The following is a 20,994-nucleotide window of genomic DNA, read 5'->3' as shown; positions in this document are numbered from 1 at the left end:
CGGTAACGTGTGGAGGTGACCGGTACTAATAGGCCGAGGGCTTACTATCGAAGGTGTTACGCGTCCACTGTGCGGTATCTGAAACAACACACAGACACTGCAGCAAACCCTGACCAGGGGTGAAGTATCTCTTGGTTTTGGGGAGCGCTGTTTGTGGATAGTTTCATAGTGTTACGGCGGTTATAGCGGTGGGGAAACGCCCGGTCCCATTCCGAACCCGGAAGCTAAGGCCACCTGCGCCGATGGTACTGCACTCGACAGGGTGTGGGAGAGTAGGACACCGCCGGACAATCATTGCGATAGGGGACCCTTATTTGGGTCCCCTATCGGCGTTTGTGGGGCAGAAATGTCCCCGGCACGCCAGGCGGACGATGCCCCGTTGTCCGTCCGTGGTTGAATTCTTTGCAGGCGGGGCCATGACAACACTCCCCGGAGGCCGGGGAACCTAGAAAGGGATCGCCGTGTCGGAACACAACGACGGACGGAAGTCTTTCCGCCGGGACGGAGACGCCCGCGGTTTCGGCCGGCGCGGCGAACCGACCGACCGCCCCCGTGGCGGTCAGGGCGACAATCGTAGCTCGGCAGGCGGCTCCGGCCGCGGCGGCTACAACCGTGACGATCGCGGCGGTTCCGGCGAGCGAGGCGGTTTCCGCCGCGACGACAGCGGCGATCGTGGGGGTTCGGACCGCGGTGGCTACCAGCGTCGCGACGACAGCGGCAAGGGCGGCTACCCCCGGCGCGACGACGCCGCACGCGGTGGTTCCGGTGATCGTGGTGGCTTCCGCCGTCGCGACGAATCCGACCGTCCCGCAGGCGGTTTCGACCGCGGTGGTGACCGCGGCGGCTCCCGTCGCAACGATGACGACCGCCCCCGTGGCGGTGGTGGATTCCGTCGCAACGAGGGCGATGACCGTTCGCGCGGTAGTTCGGATCGCGGCGGCTTCCGCCGGAACGAAGGCGACGACCGTTCGCGCGGTGGATTCGATCGCGGCGGAGACCGTGGTGGTTTCCGTGGCAGCGACGACCGCCGAAGCGGTAGTTCGGACCGTGGTGGCTTCCGACGTAATGAAGGTGACGACCGTTCGCGCGGCAGCTCGGATCGCGGTGGGGATCGCGGTGGCTTCCGACGCAACGAAGGCGACGATCGGTCGCGCGGTAGTTCTGATCGCGGTGGTTTCCGCGGCAATGACGACCGTCGTGGTGGTTCCGATCGTGGCGGTTTCCGTCGCAGTGAGGGCGATGACCGTTCGCGCGGCAGCTCGGATCGCGGTGGCGATCGTGGCGGTTTCCGGCGCAATGAAGGTGATGATCGGTCGCGCGGTAGTTCGGATCGCGGTGGGGATCGCGGCGGCTTCCGCCGGAACGAAGGTGACGATCGTTCGCGCGGCGGGTTCGATCGCGGCGGAGACCGTGGTGGTTTCCGTGGCAGCGACGACCGCCGAAGCGGTAGTTCGGACCGTGGTGGCTTCCGCCGCGAAGGTGATGACCGTTCGCGCGGTAGTTCGGATCGCGGTGGGGATCGCGGCGGTTTCCGACGCAACGAAGGCGACGATCGTTCGCGTGGCTCGTCGGATCGTGGCGGCGATCGCGGCGGCTTCCGCCGTAACGAGGGCGATGACCGTTCGCGCGGTAGTTCGGATCGCGGTGGGGATCGCGGCGGCTTCCGCCGTAATGAAGGTGATGACCGTTCGCGTGGTTCCTCGGATCGCGGTGGTTTCCGTCGCACCGAGGGCGGCGACCGTTCGCGCGGTGGAGTCGATCGCGGTGCGGACCAGGGTGGGTTCCGACGTGGTGAGAGCGATGACCGTTCGCGGGGTGGCAGCTCCGATCGGGGTGGGTACCAGCGACGCGATGACGATCGCGGTGCCCGTCGAGACGACGACCGTGGACGCGGCGGGTTCAAGCGCAATGCCGGGACCGGCGGTCGCGGCAAGTACGTCGGCGAGGACGGCGCACCCCTGGACGGGACCTACCGTGAGAAGCGGAAGGAACGCGAAGGCGATGTGCTCGGTGTGATCTCGGCGGGCGACGCCGAGGGTGTTCCGGCAGACCGCGTTGCCGAGGACGCGTCCACTGAGCAGGGTAAGTCGGCGACCGAACACGTGGATTCCGGTTCCGGGCGTGAAGAGGCAGGCGGCCCGAGCGAGTCCGAGCACCGGAAGAGCTCGGACCGCGACGACCAGCCTGGTGACTCCGGTGCCACTCGCTCCGAGCTCTCGGACCGTGATGACCAGGCAACCGGCTCGGGTGTCGATGATCGCCGCTCGGCGAGCAACAGCCCGATCGACGACCTCGATGGCAACACGAAGTCGCGCGGCTCGGACAACGCTGCGGAATCAGCGGGCGGCACCGATGTCGACAGCTCGAACGCTGGCGAGAACGAGTCGGATCGCGCGAGCTCCGGATCTGACCGCGGCAACGACGATTCGGCTCGTGACTCCGCTCGCGCATCGCGTGAGAGCGAGGATTCGGCCCGTTCCGACGATCGTTCGAGCCGCGAAGACGTCGGCTCGGACCGCGGTGAAGACGACTCGAATCGTGCGGATGACCGGGCACGCGACGATGATCGCTCCAGCCGTGGGGGCTTCCGCTCGGATCGTGGTAGCGACCGCGCACCGCGTGGCGACGATCGTTCGGACCGCCGCGACGACCGCGGCGGGAGCGGTTACCGCGACTCGGGCGCCAGCCGGTTCGACAACGATGATCGCCGTCGTGGCGGCGAGGGTGCTCGTGCCGCGGGCGGTAGGCCGACCGATCGTCGGGCGGCCCGTCCCGAAGAGCCCGATATCCCCGAGGACGTGCAGGCCTCCGATCTCGATCCGGCTGTGCGCCGCGATCTGCTGAGCCTGGACAAGAGCAACGCCGAGACCGTCGCTCGGCACATGGTCATGGCCGTCGAACTGCTCGAAGACGATCCGCGGCTGGCGCTGGCCCATGCCAGGGCCGCCAGGCAGCGGGCGGGGCGGATCGCTGTGGTGCGTGAGACTGCCGGTGTGGTGGCCTACCACGCCGAGGAATGGGCCGAGGCGCTGTCGGAGCTGCGGACCGCTCGGCGCATGTCGGGTGGGTCCGGGCTGCTCGCTGTGATGGCCGACTGTGAGCGTGGACTCGGGCGGCCGGAACGGGCCATCGAGCTGGGGCGTAGTGAGGAAGCTCAGGCGCTCACCGGTGACGAGGCGACCGAGTTGCGGATCGTTGTCGCTGGTGCCCGGATGGACCTGGGGCAGTTCGATCAGGCTGTGGTGACCTTGCAGTCCTCGGATCTGGATCCGGCGCGTACGGGGTCGGCTGCTGCGCGGCTGTTCTATGCGTATGCGGATGCTCTCGTGGCTGCTGGGCGTACTGATGAGGGTTTGCAGTGGTTCCTCAATGCTGCGGCTGCCGATGAAGATGGTGAGACTGATGCGGAAGAGCGCGCCACCGAATTGACCGGTGGGGACGCTCAGTAGTTCGTTGAATGCGCAGCCGTCGGCTGGGGTCCGTAAGGGCTTCCGGTCGGCGGCTGTTGCTGTGTGTGGGCTGCGGAAGATGCGGGTCAGGACCGCAGGTTCGGTCCATGTTCGGTGCGTGGCGTCGATATCGCGAGTGTCTGCTCACTAGTTCCGACAACTCTCGGCGCTATTTCAGGCTGCGGTGGTCGGTCTTCCGACTGCGTTCGAGTGTTGGAGGGGTGATGCCGGAGGGGCTTGTTCGACGGCAGTGGTGGGGCGACGCGCCGGGGGACGGGGTGAACATGGGCACTCTGGGGGTCGGGGGTGGTGGGGATGCTCGATCATGAAGGTGGCGAGGGCGATTCGGGGTGAGCCGAATTTGTCGGTGGTCTCGCTTAGGGTCGCAGATGTACTCGGCCCGGCACGACGACGGAGTGAGGGTGTGTGAATCGGCTACGGGATCAATATGAGGCCTTGCTGCTCGATCTGGACGGGACGCTGTACCGCGGGCCCGAGGTGATCGATGGCGCACCCGAAGCGCTTGTGCCGCAGGGTGATTCAGCGCAGCGGTTGGTTTATGTGACCAATAACGCGGCGCGTGGGCCCGCGAAGGTTGCGGGGCATCTGGCCGAATTGGGGTATCCGGCGGCTGCCGAGGATGTGGTGACCAGTGCGCAGGCGGCTGCACGCATGCTCGGTCAGCGGCTGTCGGCGGGGGATGAGGTGCTGGTTGTCGGCACCGATGACCTCGCGGCCGAAGTCGAGGCGGTCGGTCTGAAGCCGGTTCGCCGGTTCGCGGACGTGCCGCCGGCAGCTGTGGTGCAGGGGCATTCGCCGACTACCGCCTGGCCCGACCTTGCCGAGGCTGCTTACGCCCTGCGCGCGGGGGTGCTGTGGGTGGCCGCCAATACCGACCGGACCCTGCCGAACGAACGGGGGCTCGCGCCCGGCAACGGTTCGATGGTAGCCGCGCTGCGCACCGCGTCCGATCGCGAACCGCTGGTGGCCGGCAAGCCCTATGCGCCGCTGATGGAAGACGCCGTCGAGCGGGCGGGGACGCGAAACGCGCTGGTCGTCGGGGACCGACTCGACACCGATATCGAGGGTGCGAACGGTCTCGGCCTCGATTCGCTGCTCGTGCTGACCGGGGTGAGCACCCTGGACGAGGTGGCCGCCGCGTCTCCCGAGCAGGTGCCTACCTACATCGCGCAGTCCCTCGACGCTCTCAATGCCGAGATCGTGCCGGGAGTGGTCGCACCCGCCGATGTCGCGGATCTGTTGCGGCAGCACCCGGGCAGGGCGGTACGGGTGCGCGCGGCCGATTCGGAAATCCGATAGCGTTGACGTCACGATGAGTACTCCGAGTTCGCCGCCGCCCGGCGCGTCACCGCAACCCCGACCAGGGATCCCGATGCCCGGCAGTCACCTGCCGGGCGCTCAGGCGCATCACGTACCGGCCGACCCGAACCGGATCAGATCCCAGGTCGACGAGTTGCTCGCCGAACTCGGCGAGCGACCCGCAGCGGGACCTGCGGAGAACACCGAGACCGGGGCCGACATCACCCGCCGCGCGCGCATCCTCGAGCAGGCGCACGAGGTGCTGGTGGACGCCCTGGCGACCGTGGACAAGATCTGAGGTGGCCAGACGAGCGCGGGTGGATGCCGAACTGGTTCGCCGCGGACTGGCCCGATCGCGGGAACACGCGGTCGAGCTGATCGGCGCGGGCCGGGTCTTGATCGCCGGGACTGTCGCGGTGAAGCCGGCTACCGCCGTGGAGGCGGGCACGCCGCTGATCGTGCGTGAGGAACCCGACGAGGTGTCGTGGGCGTCGCGTGGCGCCCACAAGCTGCTGGGTGCCCTCGAGGCGTTCGAGCCGCAGGGACTCGAGGTCGCCGGTAAGCGGTGCCTGGACGCGGGCGCCTCGACGGGCGGGTTCACCGACGTGCTGCTGAGCAAGGGCGCGCGGGAGGTCGTCGCGGTCGACGTCGGCTACGGACAGTTGATCTGGCGTCTGCAGAACGACGAACGCGTGCGCGTGTTCGACCGCACCAACGTGCGCGGCATCACCACTGAAACCATCGGCGGCACCGTCGAATTGGTCGTCGGCGATCTGTCGTTCATCTCGCTGGGACTCGTGCTGCCCGCACTCGCGGCCTGCGTGAGCGACGGCGCCGATCTGCTGCCGATGGTGAAGCCGCAATTCGAGGTCGGTAAGGAACGGGTCGGATCCGGTGGCGTGGTCCGTGACCCGGCGCTGCGTAGCGAAGTGGTGTGCGAGGTCGCGGCAGCGGCGGGCGCGCTCGGTCTGCGCACCCTCGGTGTCGTCGCCAGCCCACTGCCGGGACCGTCCGGCAATGTCGAATATTTCCTGTGGTTGCGCAAGGTCGGCCCGTTCGACTACGACGCCGAACAGGTGGCGGCGCTCGTCGCCCAGGCTGTGGAGGAGGGGCCGCAGTGAGTTCGCGTGAGAGCGGCCGCGAAATTCTGCTCGTCGCCCATCCGGGACGTGCGGAGATCATCGAAACGGCGCACCGGGTGGCGAAGATCTTCGCCGCGGCGGGCATCTGCCTGCGCGTGCTGGCCGACGAGGCCGACAGCACCCGATTCGAGGACGAGCCGGGCGGATACCCGGTGCGCGTCGTCCCGCACAGCCCGTCGGCGGCCAAAGGGTGCGAGATGGTGCTCGCGCTCGGCGGCGACGGAACGTTCCTGCGGGCCGCCGAACTCGGCAGGCCGAGCGGTGTGCCGGTGCTGGGAATCAACCTCGGCCGCATCGGTTTCCTCACCGAGGCCGAGGCCGAACACCTCGACGAAGCACTCGCCCAGGTGGTCGACCGCGACTACCGGGTCGAGGACCGGCTGACCATCGACGTCAGCGTCCGGGTGGACGATGTCGTCACCGAACGCGGCTGGGCCCTGAACGAGGCCAGCATCGAGAACGCACAGCGCATGGGCGTGCTCGAAGTGGTGCTCGAAGTGGATGGGCGCCCGGTATCGGCCTTCGGCTGCGACGGAATTCTCATCGCCACCCCCACCGGTTCGACCGCGTACGCCTTCTCGGCGGGTGGTCCGGTGGTGTGGCCGGAGCTCGAGGCCATGCTGGTGATTCCCAGCAACGCGCACGCGCTGTTCGCCCGGCCCCTGGTGACGAGCCCGGAATCGTTGATCGCCGTGGAAGCGGTGGCCACCGGGCACGACGCGATCGTCTTTCTCGACGGGCGGCGCACGCTCGCCTTGCCGCGCGGCGGCCGTGCCGAGGTGGTGCGCGGCGAACGACCGGTGCGGTGGGTGCGGCTGGACTCCGCGCCCTTCGCCGACCGGATGGTGCGCAAGTTCCAGCTGCCGGTCACGGGCTGGCGGGGTAGACAGCGAACGGGGAAGGACACCGATGCTGACCGAGATCAGGATTGACGGACTCGGCGTCATCTCGACGGCCACCGCGCAATTCCACGAGGGACTGACCGTGCTCACCGGCGAGACGGGTGCGGGTAAGACGATGGTCGTCACCAGCCTGCACCTGCTCAGCGGCGCCCGCGCGGACGCGGGCCGGGTACGGGTCGGTGCGTCGAAAGCGGTGGTCGAAGGCCGTTTCGTCGTCGACGACGTGAACGACGCCGCCCGCGCCGCGATCGGCGAGGTACTGGAATCGGCCGGTGCCGAGGCCGACGAGGACGGCAGCGTGATCGCCGTGCGCACCGTCAACAGCGACGGGCGTTCGCGAGCCCACCTGGGTGGTCGCGGCGTGCCCGCGGCGGTGCTCGGCGAGTTCACCTCCCGCCTGCTGACCGTGCACGGACAGAACGATCAGCTGCGCCTGCAGCGGCCCGAACAGCAACTCGCCGCACTCGACCAGTTCGCGGGCGACGGTGTGGCGTCGTTGCTGCGCAAGTACCAGGTGCACCGCCGCACCTGGCTCGACGCGCGCACCGAACTCCTCGAACGCACCGCCCGCAGCCGCGAACTCGCTCTGGAAGCCGACCGGCTCAAGCATTCGCTCGCCGAGATCGACGGCATCGCACCCGAACCCGGTGAGGACGCCCGGCTGGTCGCCGAGATCCGCAGGCTCAGCGACCTCGACTCGCTGCGTGAGGCCGCTGCCGCAGCCCACGAGGCGCTGTCCGGGCCCGCCGACTCCAGCGCCGACGGCGGCGGGGTGCTCGACCTGCTCGGTGGGGCGCGTGCCCGCCTCGACTCGGCCGACGACCCCGCCCTGACCGCACTCGCCCCGCGCCTCGGTGAGGCGATCGCGGTGGTCGTCGATGTGACGACCGAACTCAGCGGCTACCTGTCGGAACTGCCCTCGGACCCCAGCGCCCTGGACACGATGCTCAACCGCCAGGCCGAACTGAAATCACTCACCCGCAAATACGCACCCGACATCGACGGTGTGATCGCCTGGGCCGACGAATCCCGCGCCCGCCTCGACTCTCTCGACGTGTCCGAGGACGCGCTGGCCAAACTGGCCGCCGAGGTCGAGATCGCCGCGGGCAAAGTGCGCGAGGCTGCCCGCAAACTCAGCGCCGCCCGCACCAAGGCTGCGACCAAACTGGCCGCCGCCGTGAGCACCGAACTCGGCGGGCTGGCAATGGGCAAGGCGCGCTTGGAAGTTCAGGTGCGGCCGTTGCGGGCGAGTGCCCAGGACTCCGCGCCGCTCGATGTCGACGGGACCACCCTGCACGCGGGGTCCAACGGCGTCGACGAGGTGGAATTCCGGCTGTCGGCGCACTCGGGCGCGCAATCGCTACCGCTGAGCAAGAGTGCCTCCGGTGGTGAGCTCTCGCGCGTGATGCTCGCGCTGGAAGTAGTGCTCGCCGGCTCGGATCACGGCGCGACCATGGTGTTCGACGAGGTCGACGCGGGCGTCGGCGGTCGGGCCGCGGTGGAGATCGGCAAACGCCTCGCCCGCCTGGCCCGCACGCATCAGGTGATCGTCGTGACCCATCTACCGCAGGTGGCGGCCTTCGCCGACACCCACCTGGTGGTGAACAAGTCCGACGACGGAAAAGGCAAGGTGGACAGCGGGGTTCGCACCCTCACCGACGAGGAACGCGTGGTGGAACTGGCCCGCATGCTGGCCGGCCTCGACGACACCGAGACCGGCCGGGCACACGCGGAGGAACTGCTGGAGACCGCTCGATCAGAGCGAAGCGTCTCGCTCTGATCAGCGCAGCGCCTTGCGGATGCCGCCGATGAGCTGGTTGGTCAGCTGGCGCAGGCCGAACTCCATGGCCTTGGCCGGAACGGGCAGCGACGGCTCGGATTCCATGGTGTAGACCACGCGGGTGCCGCCCTCGGCGGTGTCGGCGAAGGTGATGATGCCGACGTGGCGCTTGACCGGCGCGCCCTTGACGATCTTGTACTCCATGCGCTCGCCGGGGACCAGCGCGGTGATCTCCTCGGTGACGCCGAGCTTGCCGAAGCCGAGCAGGTGCTGGGCGCCGACACCGGTGACGGCGTCGCCCTGCTTCACGAGCTTGACCTGGATGGGCAGATGGGGGCTCACGCTCTCCCGCTCACTGAAAAGGCGGTAGACGATGTCGCGTGGGGCGTCGAGAACCGTCTCGACAGTGCTGCTCGGCATTGTTTTCTGCTCCTGATCGAAGTATCTGTGACAGGGAGCATACGGGTATCGGGGCGGTCGGTGACTCGGCGCGCCTCCACCAAAGGTTGAGGGTTTGGCTTCATCATCGGGCTCATGAAGATGCCGGCGTTGTTGTCACGGAACACCGAAACGCTGCCCGGTGTCGCCGGGATCGCGCGGGTGGATCGCAATACCCGGCGATTGCTCGGTCGGGTCGGCGCGGGCGATGTCGCGGTCCTGGACGAGACCGATCTGGATCGCCACACCGCCGACCGGCTCGTCGAGGCGGGCGTCGTGGCGGTGATCAACACGTCGCCGTCGATTTCGGGTCGCTATCCCAATCTCGGTCCGGAGGTGCTGGTCGCCAACGGGATCGTGCTCATGGACGCGGTTTCCTCGGACGCGTTCGGCAAGATCAAGGACGGCGCGAAGATCCGCATCGACGCCGGTGTCGCCTATGCCGACAAGCTGACCAAGAAGGAACCCGAGGTCCTGGTCGAGGGCATCGAGTTCGACGAGTCGACGATCGCGGACCGGATGATCGAGGCCCGCAACGGGCTGGCCGATCACCTCGACGCCTTCGCGGGCAACACCACCGAGTTCGTGCGCACCGAGAGCGCGCTGTTGATCGACGGTATCGGTGTGCCCGATATCGAGCTGGATCTGCGCAACCGGCACGTGGTCGTGATCGCCGACGGGCCGGGGCATCTCGAGGAGTTGCAACGGCTCAAGCCGTTCATCAAGGAGTACGCGCCGATCCTGATCGGGGTGGGCCGCGGTGCGGATACGTTGCGCAAGCTCAAGTACAAGCCGGATCTGATCGTCGGTGATCCGGACGAGATCAGCACCCCCACCTTGCGTTCCGGTGCGGAGATGATCCTGCCCGCCGACACCGACGGCCACGCACGTGGGCTGGAACGCATCCAGGACCTCGGTATCGGCGCGACGACGTTCCCCTCGTCGGGGTCGCCGACCGATCTGGCGTTGATGCTCGCCGATCACCATGGTGCGTCGCTGATCGTGCTGGCCGGTGCGCACGCGTCGCTGGAGGACTTCTTCGACCGTGGCCGCCGTGACAGCAATCCGGCGACGTTCCTGACCCGGCTGAAGGTCGGTGCGAAGCTGGTCGACGCGAATGCCGTGTCGACGCTGTACCGGCATCGGTCGACCGGTGCGGCGCTGGCGTTCGTGGTGCTGGCGGCGCTGGTGGCGGTGGTCGTGGTGATTCTGGCCTCGCAGAGCGGGTCCGAGGTGTTCGATGTGGCCGCCGGGTATTGGGACCGGCTCGTCGAGTGGGTGCGGGTCCAGCTGTGATCTCACTGCGGCAGCACGCCATTTCGATCGCGGCGATCTTCCTGGCTCTCGCGATCGGGGTGGTTCTCGGTTCCCAGACGGTGGCCGCCGATCTGCTGTCGGGTCTGCGTTCGGACAAGGATGATCTCAGCGGTCAGGTCGAGGCGTTGAGCGCGGAGAACGACCAGCTCACCAGCCGTCTGGATGCGACGGACGGCTTCATCGCCGGTGCGTCGGGCCGCATTCTGGCAGGCACTTTGGCCGACCGTCGCGTGCTCGTGTTCACCACCCCCGATGCGGATCCCGCCGATGTCGACGGTGTGCGCAAGGCGCTCGAAACGGCGGGCGCCTCGGTGACCGGCCGGATCGCGCTCACCGATGCTTTCGTCGACAGCGGTGAGGGTGATCGCATGCGATCGGCGCTGACCAATGTCGTCCCCGCGGGGGCGCAGCTGCGCACCGGTGCCGTCGACCAGGGCAGCATGGCGGGCGACCTGCTCGGCCTGACCCTGTTCACGGATCCCGCGTCGAACAGTCCACGCGCCACCGCCCAGGAGCAGGCCCTGCTCCTGGAAACCCTGCGCGGCGGCGGCTTCCTCGCCTACGGCGACACGCCGACCGACCCCGCCCAGATGGCCGTCGTCGTCACCGGCGACGGCATCGCCGACGACGCCGGCCAGGGCGCGACCATCGCCCGCTTCACCGGCGCCGTCCGCGCCCGCACCGCCGCCACCGTCCTGGCGGGCCGCCCCGGCGCCGCCGAAGGCAACGCCCCCATCGCCCACGTCCGCGCCCAGACCCCCCTCGCCACCACCGTCACCACCGTCGACAACATCGACCGCGAAACAGGCCGCGTAACAACAGCCCTCGCCCTCCCCGAACAACTCAACGGCGTAGCCGGACGTTACGGAACAGGCCCGTCAGCAACCTCCCTGACACTGGTAGCAATGCCCCGCTGATTGAGAACCTCACCACCACAAAAAGGTGACTTTCCGCGCCGGCGATCCCAACAAAACCCCTGATCTGGCAAGCACATGGGTAACTCCCCGGGGACGGGCCAAGTCCTCCCCACCCAACCGCAAGCGGCCGACGCGACAGTTAACCCACCTCGGTTGCGCTTGAAGTTCCGGGGAGGCGGTAGGGTGGGGGTCCGTGGGTCATCAACGGAATCAGGCTCGAAATGCCACCAAGCACATCTTCGTGAGCGGTGGCGTCGCCTCCTCTTTGGGTAAGGGTCTCACCGCTTCCAGCCTCGGTCAGTTGCTGACCGCGCGCGGTATGCGGGTGACGATGCAGAAGCTCGACCCGTATCTGAATGTCGATCCGGGCACCATGAACCCGTTCCAGCACGGTGAGGTGTTCGTCACCGAGGACGGCGCCGAGACCGATCTGGATGTCGGTCATTACGAGCGTTTCCTCGATCGCGATCTGTCCGGTGCGGCAAATGTGACGACCGGTCAGATCTATTCGACCGTGATCGCCAAGGAGCGGCGGGGCGAGTATCTGGGTGACACCGTGCAGGTGATCCCGCACATCACCGACGAGATCAAGAACCGCATCATGGCGATGACCGGTCCGGATCTGCAGGGTCATGTGCCGGATGTGGTGATCACCGAGATCGGCGGCACCGTCGGTGACATCGAGTCGCAGCCGTTCCTCGAGGCGGCGCGCCAGATCCGCCACGATGTGGGCCGCGACAATGTGTTCTTCCTGCATGTGTCGCTGGTGCCGTACCTGGCGCCCTCGGGTGAGCTCAAGACCAAGCCGACGCAGCATTCGGTGGCGGCGCTGCGCAATATCGGTATCCAGCCCGACGCGCTGATCCTGCGCTGTGACCGTGAGGTGCCGCAGGGCCTGAAGAACAAGATCGCGCTGATGTGCGACGTGGACGTCGAGGCGTGCATCTCCACGCCGGACGCGCCGTCGATCTACGACATCCCGAAGGTGCTGCACAGCGAGGGCCTGGACGCCTACGTCGTGCGCAAGCTGGGGCTGCCGTTCCGCGATGTCGACTGGACGGTGTGGGGCGACCTGCTCGAGCGGGTGCACTCGCCGCGCGAGACCGTGGAGGTGGCGCTGGTCGGCAAGTACGTCGATCTGCCCGACGCCTACCTATCGGTGACCGAGGCGCTGCGTGCGGGCGGCTTCGCGCATCGTTCGAAGGTGCAGATCCGCTGGGTGCCCTCCGACGAGTGCGAGACCGAGGCCGGCGCGCAGGCCGCGTTGCGTGATGTGGACGCGGTGCTGATCCCCGGCGGTTTCGGTATCCGTGGCATCGAGGGCAAGCTCGGCGCCATCAGTTACGCGCGCAGGCGCGGTATCCCGCTGCTCGGCCTGTGTCTCGGCCTGCAGTGTGTGGTGATCGAGGCGGCCCGATCGGTCGGCATCGCGGACGCGAACTCCGCGGAGTTCGAGCCCGACACCAAGAACCCCGTCATCTCGACCATGGCCGACCAGGAAGACGTGGTCGCCGGTGAGGCCGATCTGGGCGGCACCATGCGTCTGGGCGCGTACCCGGCCACCCTGCAGAAGGGTTCGGTCGTCGCGCAGGCCTACGGCAGCGAGCACGTGTCCGAGCGGCACCGCCATCGCTTCGAGGTGAACAACGCCTACCGCGACGCGATCGCCAAGAGTGGTCTGGTGTTCTCGGGCACCTCGCCAGACGGGCATCTGGTGGAGTTCGTGGAGTACCCGGCATCGGTGCATCCGTTCTTCGTCGCCACCCAGGCCCACCCGGAGCTCAAGAGCCGTCCGACCCGGCCGCATCCGCTGTTCGCCGCGCTGATCCACGCCGCGTTGAAATACAAACTGGCCGAACGCCTTCCCGTAGACTTCCCGGAGGAAGAGCTCGCGGAGCAGGCCGCGGAACTCTGAATCGGTGGCAAGGCGGCGATGAGCGAACCCGGTAAGCACGACTTCGAGACGGTATCGAGCCGGGTGCTCTACAGCGGCGCGATCGTGGCATTGCGCCAAGATCAGGTCGCGATGCCCGACGGGCGGGTCGCCGAGCGTGAGGTCATCGAGCATCACGGTGCGGTGGCGGTACTCGCGCTCGACGACGAGGGACGGGTGGTGCTGATCCGTCAGTACCGCCATCCCATCCGCACCCGGCTGCTCGAACTGCCCGCCGGGCTGCTCGATATCGACGGCGAGGACCCGCTCACCGCTGCCAAGCGCGAGCTGGCCGAGGAGACGGGCCTGGCCGCCGCCGAATGGTCGGTGCTGGTGGACGTGGCGTTGTCGCCGGGTTTCACCGACGAGGCGCTGCGGGTGTTCTTCGCGACCGGGCTCACCGAGACCGATCGCCCGGACCCAGAGCACGAGGAAGCCGACCTGGAATTGGTGCGGATGCCGCTCGACGAGGCAGTGCGTGCGGCGTTGGCAGGCGAGATCGTAAACGCCACTGCCGTGGCGGGCGTGCTCGCGTACGCCTCGGCTCAGGCGAACGGGTTGACCCTGCGTCCGGCCGACGCACCGTGGCCCGGTCAGCCGACGGCGTTCCTGCGACGCAAAGCAGCCGAGGCGCGAACCGACGCCCGGTCGTGACGCGGCTTCCGGAGCACGTACAGGCAGCCGCGTTCCGGTACGGCGGCGGCGGGTAGGCGCGGATGAGCGTGCTGGCGCGGGAGATCGACGCCTACCTCGACCATCTGGCGGTCGAGCGCGGCGCCGCGCGCAACACGCTGGGCGCCTATCGGCGTGACCTGGCCCGCTACCAGGCGTTCCTCACCGCTCGTGGTGTCGGGTCGTTGCGCGACGTATCCCAAGGGGACGTCGCCGAATTCACGATGGCCCTGCGTGCGGGCGGCGAGGATCATCCGCCGTTGGCCGCGGGGTCTGTCGCCAGGGCATTGATCGCGGTGCGCGGGTTGCACCGGTTCGCGGCCGCCGAGGGCATCACCGACACCGATGTGGCGCACGCGGTGAAACCACCCGCGCCGGGTCGGCGGTTGCCGAAAGCCTTGCCGTACGACCAGGTTCTGCGCGTGCTCGAAGCTGCGGGCGGTGAAGGCGGGGCGGACGACGGCGGACCGCGCGGTCTGCGGGACCGGGCGCTGCTGGAATTGCTGTACTCCACGGGCGCCCGCATCTCGGAAATGGTCGGTCTCGACGTCGACGACATAGACACCGAGCAGCGGTGCGTCGTGCTGCGCGGCAAAGGTGGCAAGCAGCGCCTCGTCCCCATCGGCAGGCCCGCGCTCGCCGCCGTCGACGCCTACCTCGTGCGCGGTAGACCCTCGCTCGCCGCGAACGGAAAGGGCAGCGGCGGCGCCCTTTTCCTCAACAACCGGGGCGGCAGGCTGTCGCGGCAGAGCGCCTGGCAGGTGTTGCAGACAGCGGCCGAACGCGCGGGCATCGGTGCGACGGTGTCGCCGCACACGCTGCGCCACTCCTTCGCCACCCACCTGCTCGACGGCGGCGCCGACGTGCGCGTGGTGCAGGAACTGCTCGGGCACGCCTCGGTGACGACCACCCAGATCTACACCCTCGTCACGGTGAGCACCCTGCGTGAAGTGTGGGCGACGGCCCACCCGCGTGCCCGCTGAGGGTGACCTCCCCACTTCGGGTGAAGCGGGTATCGTGCGAACACGCCCGGCGTTGCCATGCCGTACCCGAGCGGTGCGAGCGGTAGCGTCTACCCGGAGCTGGACCGTACGAAAGTGAGGCGGGTGGCGAACCGGCCTCGCTACCCTCGACAGGGGTTACCGGCAAGGAAACGTATAAGGAGCAGCGGATCGTGACGACAGCGGAAACACCGTGGGACGGTGGGCCGGAACAGGTCACCGAGGCCGTCGAGATCGGCCCGACGGGCCGCCCGCTGCGCCTGGTACCCGAACCACCGCAGGTCAAGCAGCACGGCGACGCGCTCGTCGTGGCCATGTGCAATCAGAAGGGCGGGGTCGGCAAGACCACCTCGACCATCAATCTCGGTGCGGCACTGGCCGAATACGGGCGCCGCGTACTGCTGGTCGATCTCGACCCGCAGGGCGCGCTGTCGGCCGGTCTCGGCGTTGCCCATCACGATCTCGACCTGACCGTGCACAACCTGCTGATCGGCGGCAAAGCCTCGGTCGACGACGTGCTGCAGACCACCAAGGTCGACGGCATGGACCTCCTACCCAGCAACATCGACCTCTCGGCCGCCGAGATCCAGCTGGTGAACGAGGTGGGTCGCGAACAGTCCCTCGGCCGCGCGCTGGCCGGAGTGCGTGATCGCTACGACTACATCCTCATCGACTGTCAGCCCTCGCTCGGGCTGCTCACCGTCAACGCGCTCGCCTGCTCCGACGGGGTCATCATCCCGATGGAATGCGAGTACTTCTCGCTGCGCGGACTGGCCCTGCTCAACGACACCGTGGAGAAGGTGCGCGACCGCCTCAATCCGCGGTTGAGCCTGTACGGGATCGTGGTCACCATGTTCGATGCGCGGTTGCTGCATTCGCGTCAGGTGATGTCGCGCGTGGTCGAGGTGTTCGGCGACCTCGTCTACGACACTGCCATCTCGCGCACCGTGCGGTTCCCGGACGCCAGCGTCGCCGGTGAGCCGATCACCACCTGGGCGCCGAAATCGGCGGGCGCGGAAGCGTATCGCGCCATGGCACGCGAGGTCATCCACCGGTCGGGCCGGTGATCGAGGCACAACCTGCGGTGCAAGCAGTACCCGAAGAGGCAGTACCGGCGGAAACCAGCGGATTCCATCTGCGGCTCACCAACTTCGAGGGGCCGTTCGATCTGCTGCTGACGCTGATCAGTTCACGCAAACTCGATGTCACCGAGGTGGCGCTGCACAAGGTCACCGACGAATTCATCGCCTACACCAAGGCATTGACCGCCGAGCTGGCCGAGAACACCAAGCTGCGCGCGGACAAGATCCTCGATCAGACCACCGAATTCCTCGTCGTCGCCGCGACGCTGCTCGACCTGAAAGCCGCCCGGCTGCTGCCGTCGGGGGAGATGACCGACGCCGATGACCTCGAACTGCTCGAGGCACGCGACCTGCTGTTCGCCCGGCTGCTGCAGTACCGCGCGTTCAAACAGGTGGCCGAACTGCTCGCCGAGCTGGAAGCCGCCGCGCTGCGCCGGTATCCGAGGTCGGTGGCGCTGGAAGATCAGTTCGCCGGGCTGCTCCCCGAAGTGACCCTCGGGGTGGATGTCGCCGCGTTCGCCGAGATCGCGGCCGCCGCGTTTCGGCCGCGTCCGATCGCCGAGGTAGGGCTCGGACATCTGCACATGCACACCATCTCGGTGGCCGAACAGGCCGAGCTGGTGCTGGCCCGGCTCAAGGAACGCGGACCCGGCGGGTGGACGACCTTCGCCGAGCTGGTGTCCGATTGCACGGTTCCGGTGGAAATCGTGGCCCGGTTCCTGGCGTTGCTCGAGTTGTATCGCGGCAAGACCATCGCCTTCGACCAGCCCGACCCGCTCGGCCCGCTGGCCGTGAGCTGGCTCGGCGAGCTCGACCCCGACGCCGAGGCGGCGGCCTTGACCTTCGAGGAGGATTACGGATGAGCGAGACAGTGGTGGAATTCACTCCTGAGCAGCTCGACGACGCGGAACTGCGGTCCGCGCTCGAGGCCATGCTGCTCGTCGTCGACGCTCCCGCGCCGGTAGAACAGCTGGCCGCGGCCCTGGACGACACCAGCGAACGGGTCGAGGAAACCCTGCGCGCGATGTCGGCGGAACTGACCGCACGCGGCAGCGGCATCGACCTGCGTTTCGTCGGTGACGGTTGGCGCTTCTATACTCGACAGGAGTACGCGCCCTATGTCGAGCGGGTACTGCTCGACGGGGCCCGGACGAAGCTCACCCGGGCCGCCTTGGAAACCTTGGCGGTGGTCGCCTACCGCCAGCCGGTGACCCGCACCCGGGTCAGCGCGGTTCGCGGGGTGAACGTCGACGGAGTGATGCGCACGCTGCTGGCGCGGGGCTTGATCGCGGAAGCGGGTCAGGACCCGGAAACCAACGGCACGCTCTACCGCACCACCGAGTTGTTCCTCGAACGGATCGGGCTCGCCTCACTGGGCGACCTGCCACCGCTGGCGCCGCTGCTTCCCGGCGTCGATCTGATCGACGAGATCAGCGAGAGCCTGGACACCGATCCCCGGTACACCAGGCTGCAAAAACCCGCCGAGTCCGACATGGATCTCGGCACCGACGATTGACAGGACAGATGAATAATTCCGCTCGCCGAGATGGCACACCGGATCGAAGAAAACGCAGCGACCAGCCCCGAAGTGGCGCGAACCGAACCGCGGCTCCCCGCGGCGGCAGTGCGCGCACCGGTCAGGCCGGTACCCGTGGCGAGGCCCCCGGCCGCCGCGGCACCAGCGCGGGTGGCTTCCAGCGCGGCAATCAGACAGCGGCCCGATCGGCCGGCTCCTTCCAGCGTGACGCCGAGTCCGGTGGTCGCCGCGGCGCGACCGGCGGCTACCAGCGCGACGACCGTCGCAGCGCCCCCGGTGGTTACCAGCGTGACGATCGACGCAGCGCCCCGGCCGGTGGCGACCGTCGTGGCCCGTCCGCCGGTGGTTACCAGCGTGACGACCGTCGCGGCGCAGGCGCTGCCAACGGTGGCGGTTACCCGCGTGGTGACGCCGACCGCGGACAGCGTGGCGACACAGCCGGACAGCGCAGCGGCACTTCGGCCGGCACGCAGGCCTTCGCGGCGCGCAACAAGAAGTCCGCGAAACCGCAGCGCAAGGTCGTCGCCCCGACGATCCTGAACAACGCCAAGCCTGCCCGTCATCAGCACGCCGACACCGCCGAGGGCCCCAAGAAGCTCCCGTGGGGTGAAGGCGAACGTCTGCAGAAGGTGCTGGCCAAGGCCGGTGTGGCCTCGCGCCGCGCCGCCGAGGAGATGATCGCCCAGGGCCGCGTCGAGGTCGACGGCAAGATCGTGCGCGAGCAGGGTCTGCGCATCGACGCCGAGAACGCCGTCGTGCGCGTGGACGGCACCCGCGTGGTCGTGCGGGACGAACTCGTGCACCTGGTGCTGAACAAGCCCAAGGGCTGGCAGTCCACCATGTCCGACGACCTGGGCCGCCCCTGTGTCGGTGACATCGTCGCCGAACGCATCGCCGCTGGTCAGCGCCTGTTCCACGTGGGTCGGCTCGACGCCGACACCGAGGGCCTGCTGCTGCTCACCAACGACGGTGAAATGGCGCACCGCCTGATGCACCCGTCGTTCGAGGTGCCCAAGACCTACCTGGCCACCGTGTACGGCGAGGTCAACTACCGGCTCGTCGGCAAGCGGCTGCGCGAAGGCGTCGAGCTCGAGGACGGGCCGGCCAAGGTCGACAAGTTCATGGTGCTCGAGTCCTACGAGGGCCGGTCGCTGGTGAAGCTGGTGCTGCACGAAGGCCGCAAGCACATCGTGCGCCGCCTGCTCGACGAGGTGGGTCACCCGGTGATCCGCCTGGTCCGCACGCACCTCGGTCCGGTGGCACTCGGTGATCAGCGTCCCGGCACCCTTCGGGTGCTCGGCCGCGACGAAATCGGCAAACTCTACGAGGCGGTGCAGCTGTGAACGGAGTGGATTTCTCGGTGGAACCTGCCCAGGGCAGGCTGGCCGGCGACGGCACGCTCGTCGTCGCCATGGACGGCCCGTCCGGCACCGGCAAGTCCAGTGTGTCGCGCAAGCTGGCCACCCGCCTGAACGCCCGCTATCTCGACACCGGTGCCATGTACCGGGTGGCGACGCTGCGGGTGCTGCGTGCGGGCGTGGATCTCACCGATGCCGAGGCGATCGCCGAAGCCGTTGCGGCGCTGCCTCTTTCGATCGGCACGGACCCGAGTCACGAGGTCGTCGAACTCGACGGTGACGACGTGTCGGCCGAGATCCGCGGTGACGCGGTGACCAAGGCCGTTTCGGCGGTGTCGGCGGTGGCGCAGGTGCGCGACCAGCTCGTCGCCCTGCAGCGTGAGATCGCCGCCGTGGCCGGCCGGATCGTGGTCGAGGGCCGCGATATCGGCACCGTCGTGCTCACCGACGCCGACGCCAAGATCTACCTCACGGCCTCCGCGGAGGCGCGCGCCCAGCGGCGCAATGCCCAGAACATCCGCGAGGGACGCGGCGACGACTACCCGGCCGTGCTGGCCGACGTGCAGCGCCGCGACACCCTCGATTCCACCCGCAAGGTCTCGCCGTTGCGCCCCGCCGCCGACGCGGTGCTCGTCGATACCAGCGATCTCACGATGGAACAGACCATCGACGAGCTGTATCGCGTGGTGGCCCAGCAGCTTTCGGCCACGACAGGAGGGTCGCGATGATCGAGGATGTACTCGAGGGCGACGGTATCTGGACCGATGAAACCGACTGGGAGATCACCGATCTCGAAGGTGAGGGCGAGGGTGAGGAACACCTCGCCATGCCGACGGTCGCGGTGGTCGGCCGTCCGAATGTTGGCAAGTCGACCCTGGTGAACCGCATCCTCGGCAGGCGCGAAGCCGTTGTCGAGGACGTTCCCGGTGTTACCCGTGACCGGATCTCGTACGAGGCCAGCTGGGCCGGACGCCGCTTCCTTGTGCAGGACACCGGCGGGTGGGAGCCCGACGCCAAGGGCCTGCAGCAGCATGTGGCCCGTCAGGCCGAGGTCGCGATGGAGACCGCCGACGCGATCCTGCTCGTCGTCGACGCCACCGTCGGCGCGACCGCGACCGACGAGGCCGCGGTGCGTAAGCTGCGCCGCTCCAAGATCCCGGTGATCCTGGTCGCCAACAAGGTCGACGATCAGAAGGTCGAGATCGAGGCCGCGACGCTGTGGTCGCTCGGCCTCGGCGAGCCGCGCATGGTCTCGGCCGCGCACGGTCGCGGTACCGGTGACCTGCTCGACGATGTGCTCGCCGCACTGCCCGAGACCCCGCGCGAAGGCACGGGTGTGGCCGGGCCGCGTCGGGTGGCGCTGGTCGGCAAGCCCAATGTCGGCAAGTCGAGCCTGCTGAACAAGCTGGCCGGCGACGAGCGTTCCGTGGTCCACGATGTCGCGGGCACCACCGTCGATCCGGTCGACTCCCTGGTGGAGCTCGGCGGCAAGGTGTGGAAGTTCGTCGACACCGCCGGTCTGCGCCGCAAGGTCTCCAATGCCACCGGCACCGAGTTCTACGCCTCGCTGCGGACCAAGTCGGCGCTCGAGGCGTCGGAGGTGGCGATCATGCTGATCGACGCCTCGGTGCCGATCACCGAACAGGACCTGCGGGTGATCAGCCTGGTCGCCGACTCCGGTCGCGCGCTGGTGCTGGCGTTCAACAAGTGGGACCTGGTCGACGAGGATCGCCGCTACATGCTCGAGCGCGAGATCGATCGCGACCTCGTGCGGGTGCCGTGGGCGCAGCGGGTGAACATCTCCGCGCACACCGGTCGCGCCGTGGCGAAGCTGGTGCCGCAGATGGAGACCGCGCTCGAGTCCTGGGACAAGCGCATCTCCACCGGCCGGTTGAACACCTGGCTCAAGGAAGTCATCGCGGCCACCCCACCGCCGATGCGCGGCGGCCGACAGCCCCGCGTCATGTTCGCCACCCAGGCCAGCACTCGTCCGCCGACGTTCGTGCTGTTCACCACCGGTTTCCTCGAGGCGGGTTACCGTCGTTTCCTGGAGCGCCGCCTGCGCGAGGAGTTCGGTTTCGACGGCTCGCCCGTGCGCATCTCGGTGCGTGTGCGCGAGAAGAAGGAACGCAGAAAGTAGTTCGAC

The 20,994-nt window shown here is 68.3% G+C and carries 18 protein-coding genes, 1 rRNA gene and 1 pseudogene; 19 read left to right on the top strand and 1 reads right to left on the bottom strand.

Going from position 1 to position 20,994, the window contains the following annotated elements; genetic code table 11:
• Positions 1-172: 172 nt before the first annotated feature.
• The 8 genes and pseudogenes from rrf to recN all read left to right on the top strand — a co-directional run bounded on the left by rrf (position 173) and on the right by recN (position 8,593).
• Positions 173-289: ribosomal RNA gene (gene rrf / locus AB0F86_RS11660) — 5S ribosomal RNA — on the top strand.
• A gap of 539 nt (positions 290-828) precedes the next feature.
• Positions 829-2,016, top strand: coding sequence for a hypothetical protein (locus AB0F86_RS11655; RefSeq protein WP_356983714.1), 1,188 nt, complete (start codon positions 829-831; stop codon positions 2,014-2,016).
• A gap of 692 nt (positions 2,017-2,708) precedes the next feature.
• A pseudogene (locus AB0F86_RS11650) lies at positions 2,709-3,449 on the top strand (hypothetical protein); the annotation flags it as partial.
• Between the two features lie 426 nt (positions 3,450-3,875).
• Positions 3,876-4,769 carry an HAD-IIA family hydrolase gene (locus tag AB0F86_RS11645; RefSeq protein WP_356983712.1) on the top strand — a complete coding sequence of 298 codons (894 nt, stop codon included), beginning with the start codon at positions 3,876-3,878 and terminating at the stop codon, positions 4,767-4,769.
• Between the two features lie 73 nt (positions 4,770-4,842).
• A complete protein-coding gene (locus tag AB0F86_RS11640; protein ID WP_357171651.1) occupies positions 4,843-5,067 on the top strand; it encodes a hypothetical protein in 225 nt (74 codons plus the stop codon).
• Between the two features lies 1 nt (position 5,068).
• The gene (locus tag AB0F86_RS11635; RefSeq protein ID WP_181698621.1) at positions 5,069-5,890 is read left to right on the top strand and encodes a TlyA family RNA methyltransferase; all 822 of its coding nucleotides are present in this window, start codon (positions 5,069-5,071) and stop codon (positions 5,888-5,890) included.
• Entirely contained in the window at positions 5,887-6,843 is a 957-nt protein-coding gene (locus AB0F86_RS11630) for an NAD kinase (RefSeq protein WP_356983710.1), read from the top strand. Before AB0F86_RS11635 ends, AB0F86_RS11630 begins: the two co-directional genes overlap by 4 nt.
• Positions 6,821-8,593, top strand: a complete 1,773-nt coding sequence (recN, locus tag AB0F86_RS11625) for a DNA repair protein RecN (RefSeq protein WP_356983709.1) — start codon at positions 6,821-6,823, stop codon at positions 8,591-8,593. The genes AB0F86_RS11630 and recN overlap by 23 nt, the downstream gene beginning before the upstream one ends.
• Here the strand turns inward: recN and AB0F86_RS11620 are convergent, their stop codons facing one another.
• A complete protein-coding gene (locus AB0F86_RS11620; RefSeq protein ID WP_067493939.1) occupies positions 8,594-9,013 on the bottom strand; it encodes an SRPBCC family protein in 420 nt (139 codons plus the stop codon).
• A gap of 114 nt (positions 9,014-9,127) precedes the next feature.
• On the opposite strand from AB0F86_RS11620, the gene steA reads away from it, so the two are divergent.
• The 11 genes from steA (at position 9,128) to der (ending at position 20,988) form a co-directional block, all read left to right on the top strand.
• The gene (gene steA / locus AB0F86_RS11615) at positions 9,128-10,327 is read left to right on the top strand and encodes a putative cytokinetic ring protein SteA (RefSeq protein WP_181698625.1); all 1,200 of its coding nucleotides are present in this window, start codon (positions 9,128-9,130) and stop codon (positions 10,325-10,327) included.
• Entirely contained in the window at positions 10,324-11,265 is a 942-nt protein-coding gene (locus AB0F86_RS11610; RefSeq protein WP_356983707.1) for a copper transporter, read from the top strand. Before steA ends, AB0F86_RS11610 begins: the two co-directional genes overlap by 4 nt.
• A 193-nt stretch (positions 11,266-11,458) precedes the next feature.
• Positions 11,459-13,180: a CTP synthase gene (locus tag AB0F86_RS11605; protein ID WP_067493949.1), complete on the top strand. Its 1,722-nt coding sequence runs from the start codon at positions 11,459-11,461 to the stop codon at positions 13,178-13,180.
• 18 nt (positions 13,181-13,198) lie between these two features.
• Positions 13,199-13,852 carry an NUDIX hydrolase gene (locus tag AB0F86_RS11600; protein WP_356983705.1) on the top strand — a complete coding sequence of 218 codons (654 nt, stop codon included), beginning with the start codon at positions 13,199-13,201 and terminating at the stop codon, positions 13,850-13,852.
• Positions 13,853-13,914: 62 nt separating this feature from the next.
• The gene (gene xerD, locus AB0F86_RS11595) at positions 13,915-14,853 is read left to right on the top strand and encodes a site-specific tyrosine recombinase XerD (protein ID WP_356983703.1); all 939 of its coding nucleotides are present in this window, start codon (positions 13,915-13,917) and stop codon (positions 14,851-14,853) included.
• Between the two features lie 191 nt (positions 14,854-15,044).
• Positions 15,045-15,938, top strand: a complete 894-nt coding sequence (locus AB0F86_RS11590) for a ParA family protein (RefSeq protein ID WP_067494410.1) — start codon at positions 15,045-15,047, stop codon at positions 15,936-15,938.
• A 17-nt stretch (positions 15,939-15,955) separates the two neighbouring features.
• The gene (locus AB0F86_RS11585) at positions 15,956-16,816 is read left to right on the top strand and encodes a segregation/condensation protein A (protein WP_181698629.1); all 861 of its coding nucleotides are present in this window, start codon (positions 15,956-15,958) and stop codon (positions 16,814-16,816) included.
• Positions 16,813-17,469 (top strand): SMC-Scp complex subunit ScpB, encoded by a 657-nt coding sequence (scpB, locus tag AB0F86_RS11580; RefSeq protein WP_356983701.1) that lies wholly within the window; start codon positions 16,813-16,815, stop codon positions 17,467-17,469. The genes AB0F86_RS11585 and scpB overlap by 4 nt, the downstream gene beginning before the upstream one ends.
• 8 nt (positions 17,470-17,477) lie before the next feature.
• Positions 17,478-18,833 (top strand): pseudouridine synthase, encoded by a 1,356-nt coding sequence (locus AB0F86_RS11575; RefSeq protein WP_356983699.1) that lies wholly within the window; start codon positions 17,478-17,480, stop codon positions 18,831-18,833.
• Positions 18,834-18,901: 68 nt separating this feature from the next.
• Positions 18,902-19,576: a (d)CMP kinase gene (gene cmk, locus AB0F86_RS11570; protein ID WP_225280301.1), complete on the top strand. Its 675-nt coding sequence runs from the start codon at positions 18,902-18,904 to the stop codon at positions 19,574-19,576.
• Positions 19,573-20,988 (top strand): ribosome biogenesis GTPase Der, encoded by a 1,416-nt coding sequence (gene der / locus AB0F86_RS11565; protein ID WP_181698632.1) that lies wholly within the window; start codon positions 19,573-19,575, stop codon positions 20,986-20,988. Before cmk ends, der begins: the two co-directional genes overlap by 4 nt.
• The last annotated feature ends 6 nt before the right edge of the window (positions 20,989-20,994 follow it).

This window comes from Nocardia sp. NPDC023733 (genome assembly GCF_040639775.1).
GTDB lineage: Bacteria > Actinomycetota > Actinomycetes > Mycobacteriales > Mycobacteriaceae > Nocardia > Nocardia rosealba.
The sequence above is the reverse complement of the archived record's forward strand: the minus strand, read 5'-3'. Positions and strand labels throughout refer to the sequence as shown.

What these genes read in the sequence shown, in the direction of transcription:
- AB0F86_RS11640 (WP_357171651.1), top strand. Translation starts at nt 4,843, where the DNA reads ATGCCCGGCAGTCACCTGCCGGGCGCTCAGGCGCATCACGTACCGGCC.
- recN (WP_356983709.1), top strand. Translation starts at nt 6,821, where the DNA reads ATGCTGACCGAGATCAGGATTGACGGACTCGGCGTCATCTCGACGGCC.
- AB0F86_RS11620 (WP_067493939.1), bottom strand. Translation starts at nt 9,013, where the DNA reads ATGCCGAGCAGCACTGTCGAGACGGTTCTCGACGCCCCACGCGACATC.
- steA (WP_181698625.1), top strand. Translation starts at nt 9,128, where the DNA reads ATGAAGATGCCGGCGTTGTTGTCACGGAACACCGAAACGCTGCCCGGT.
- AB0F86_RS11600 (WP_356983705.1), top strand. Translation starts at nt 13,199, where the DNA reads ATGAGCGAACCCGGTAAGCACGACTTCGAGACGGTATCGAGCCGGGTG.
- xerD (WP_356983703.1), top strand. Translation starts at nt 13,915, where the DNA reads ATGAGCGTGCTGGCGCGGGAGATCGACGCCTACCTCGACCATCTGGCG.
- scpB (WP_356983701.1), top strand. Translation starts at nt 16,813, where the DNA reads ATGAGCGAGACAGTGGTGGAATTCACTCCTGAGCAGCTCGACGACGCG.
- AB0F86_RS11575 (WP_356983699.1), top strand. Translation starts at nt 17,478, where the DNA reads ATGAATAATTCCGCTCGCCGAGATGGCACACCGGATCGAAGAAAACGC.
- cmk (WP_225280301.1), top strand. Translation starts at nt 18,902, where the DNA reads ATGGACGGCCCGTCCGGCACCGGCAAGTCCAGTGTGTCGCGCAAGCTG.
- der (WP_181698632.1), top strand. Translation starts at nt 19,573, where the DNA reads ATGATCGAGGATGTACTCGAGGGCGACGGTATCTGGACCGATGAAACC.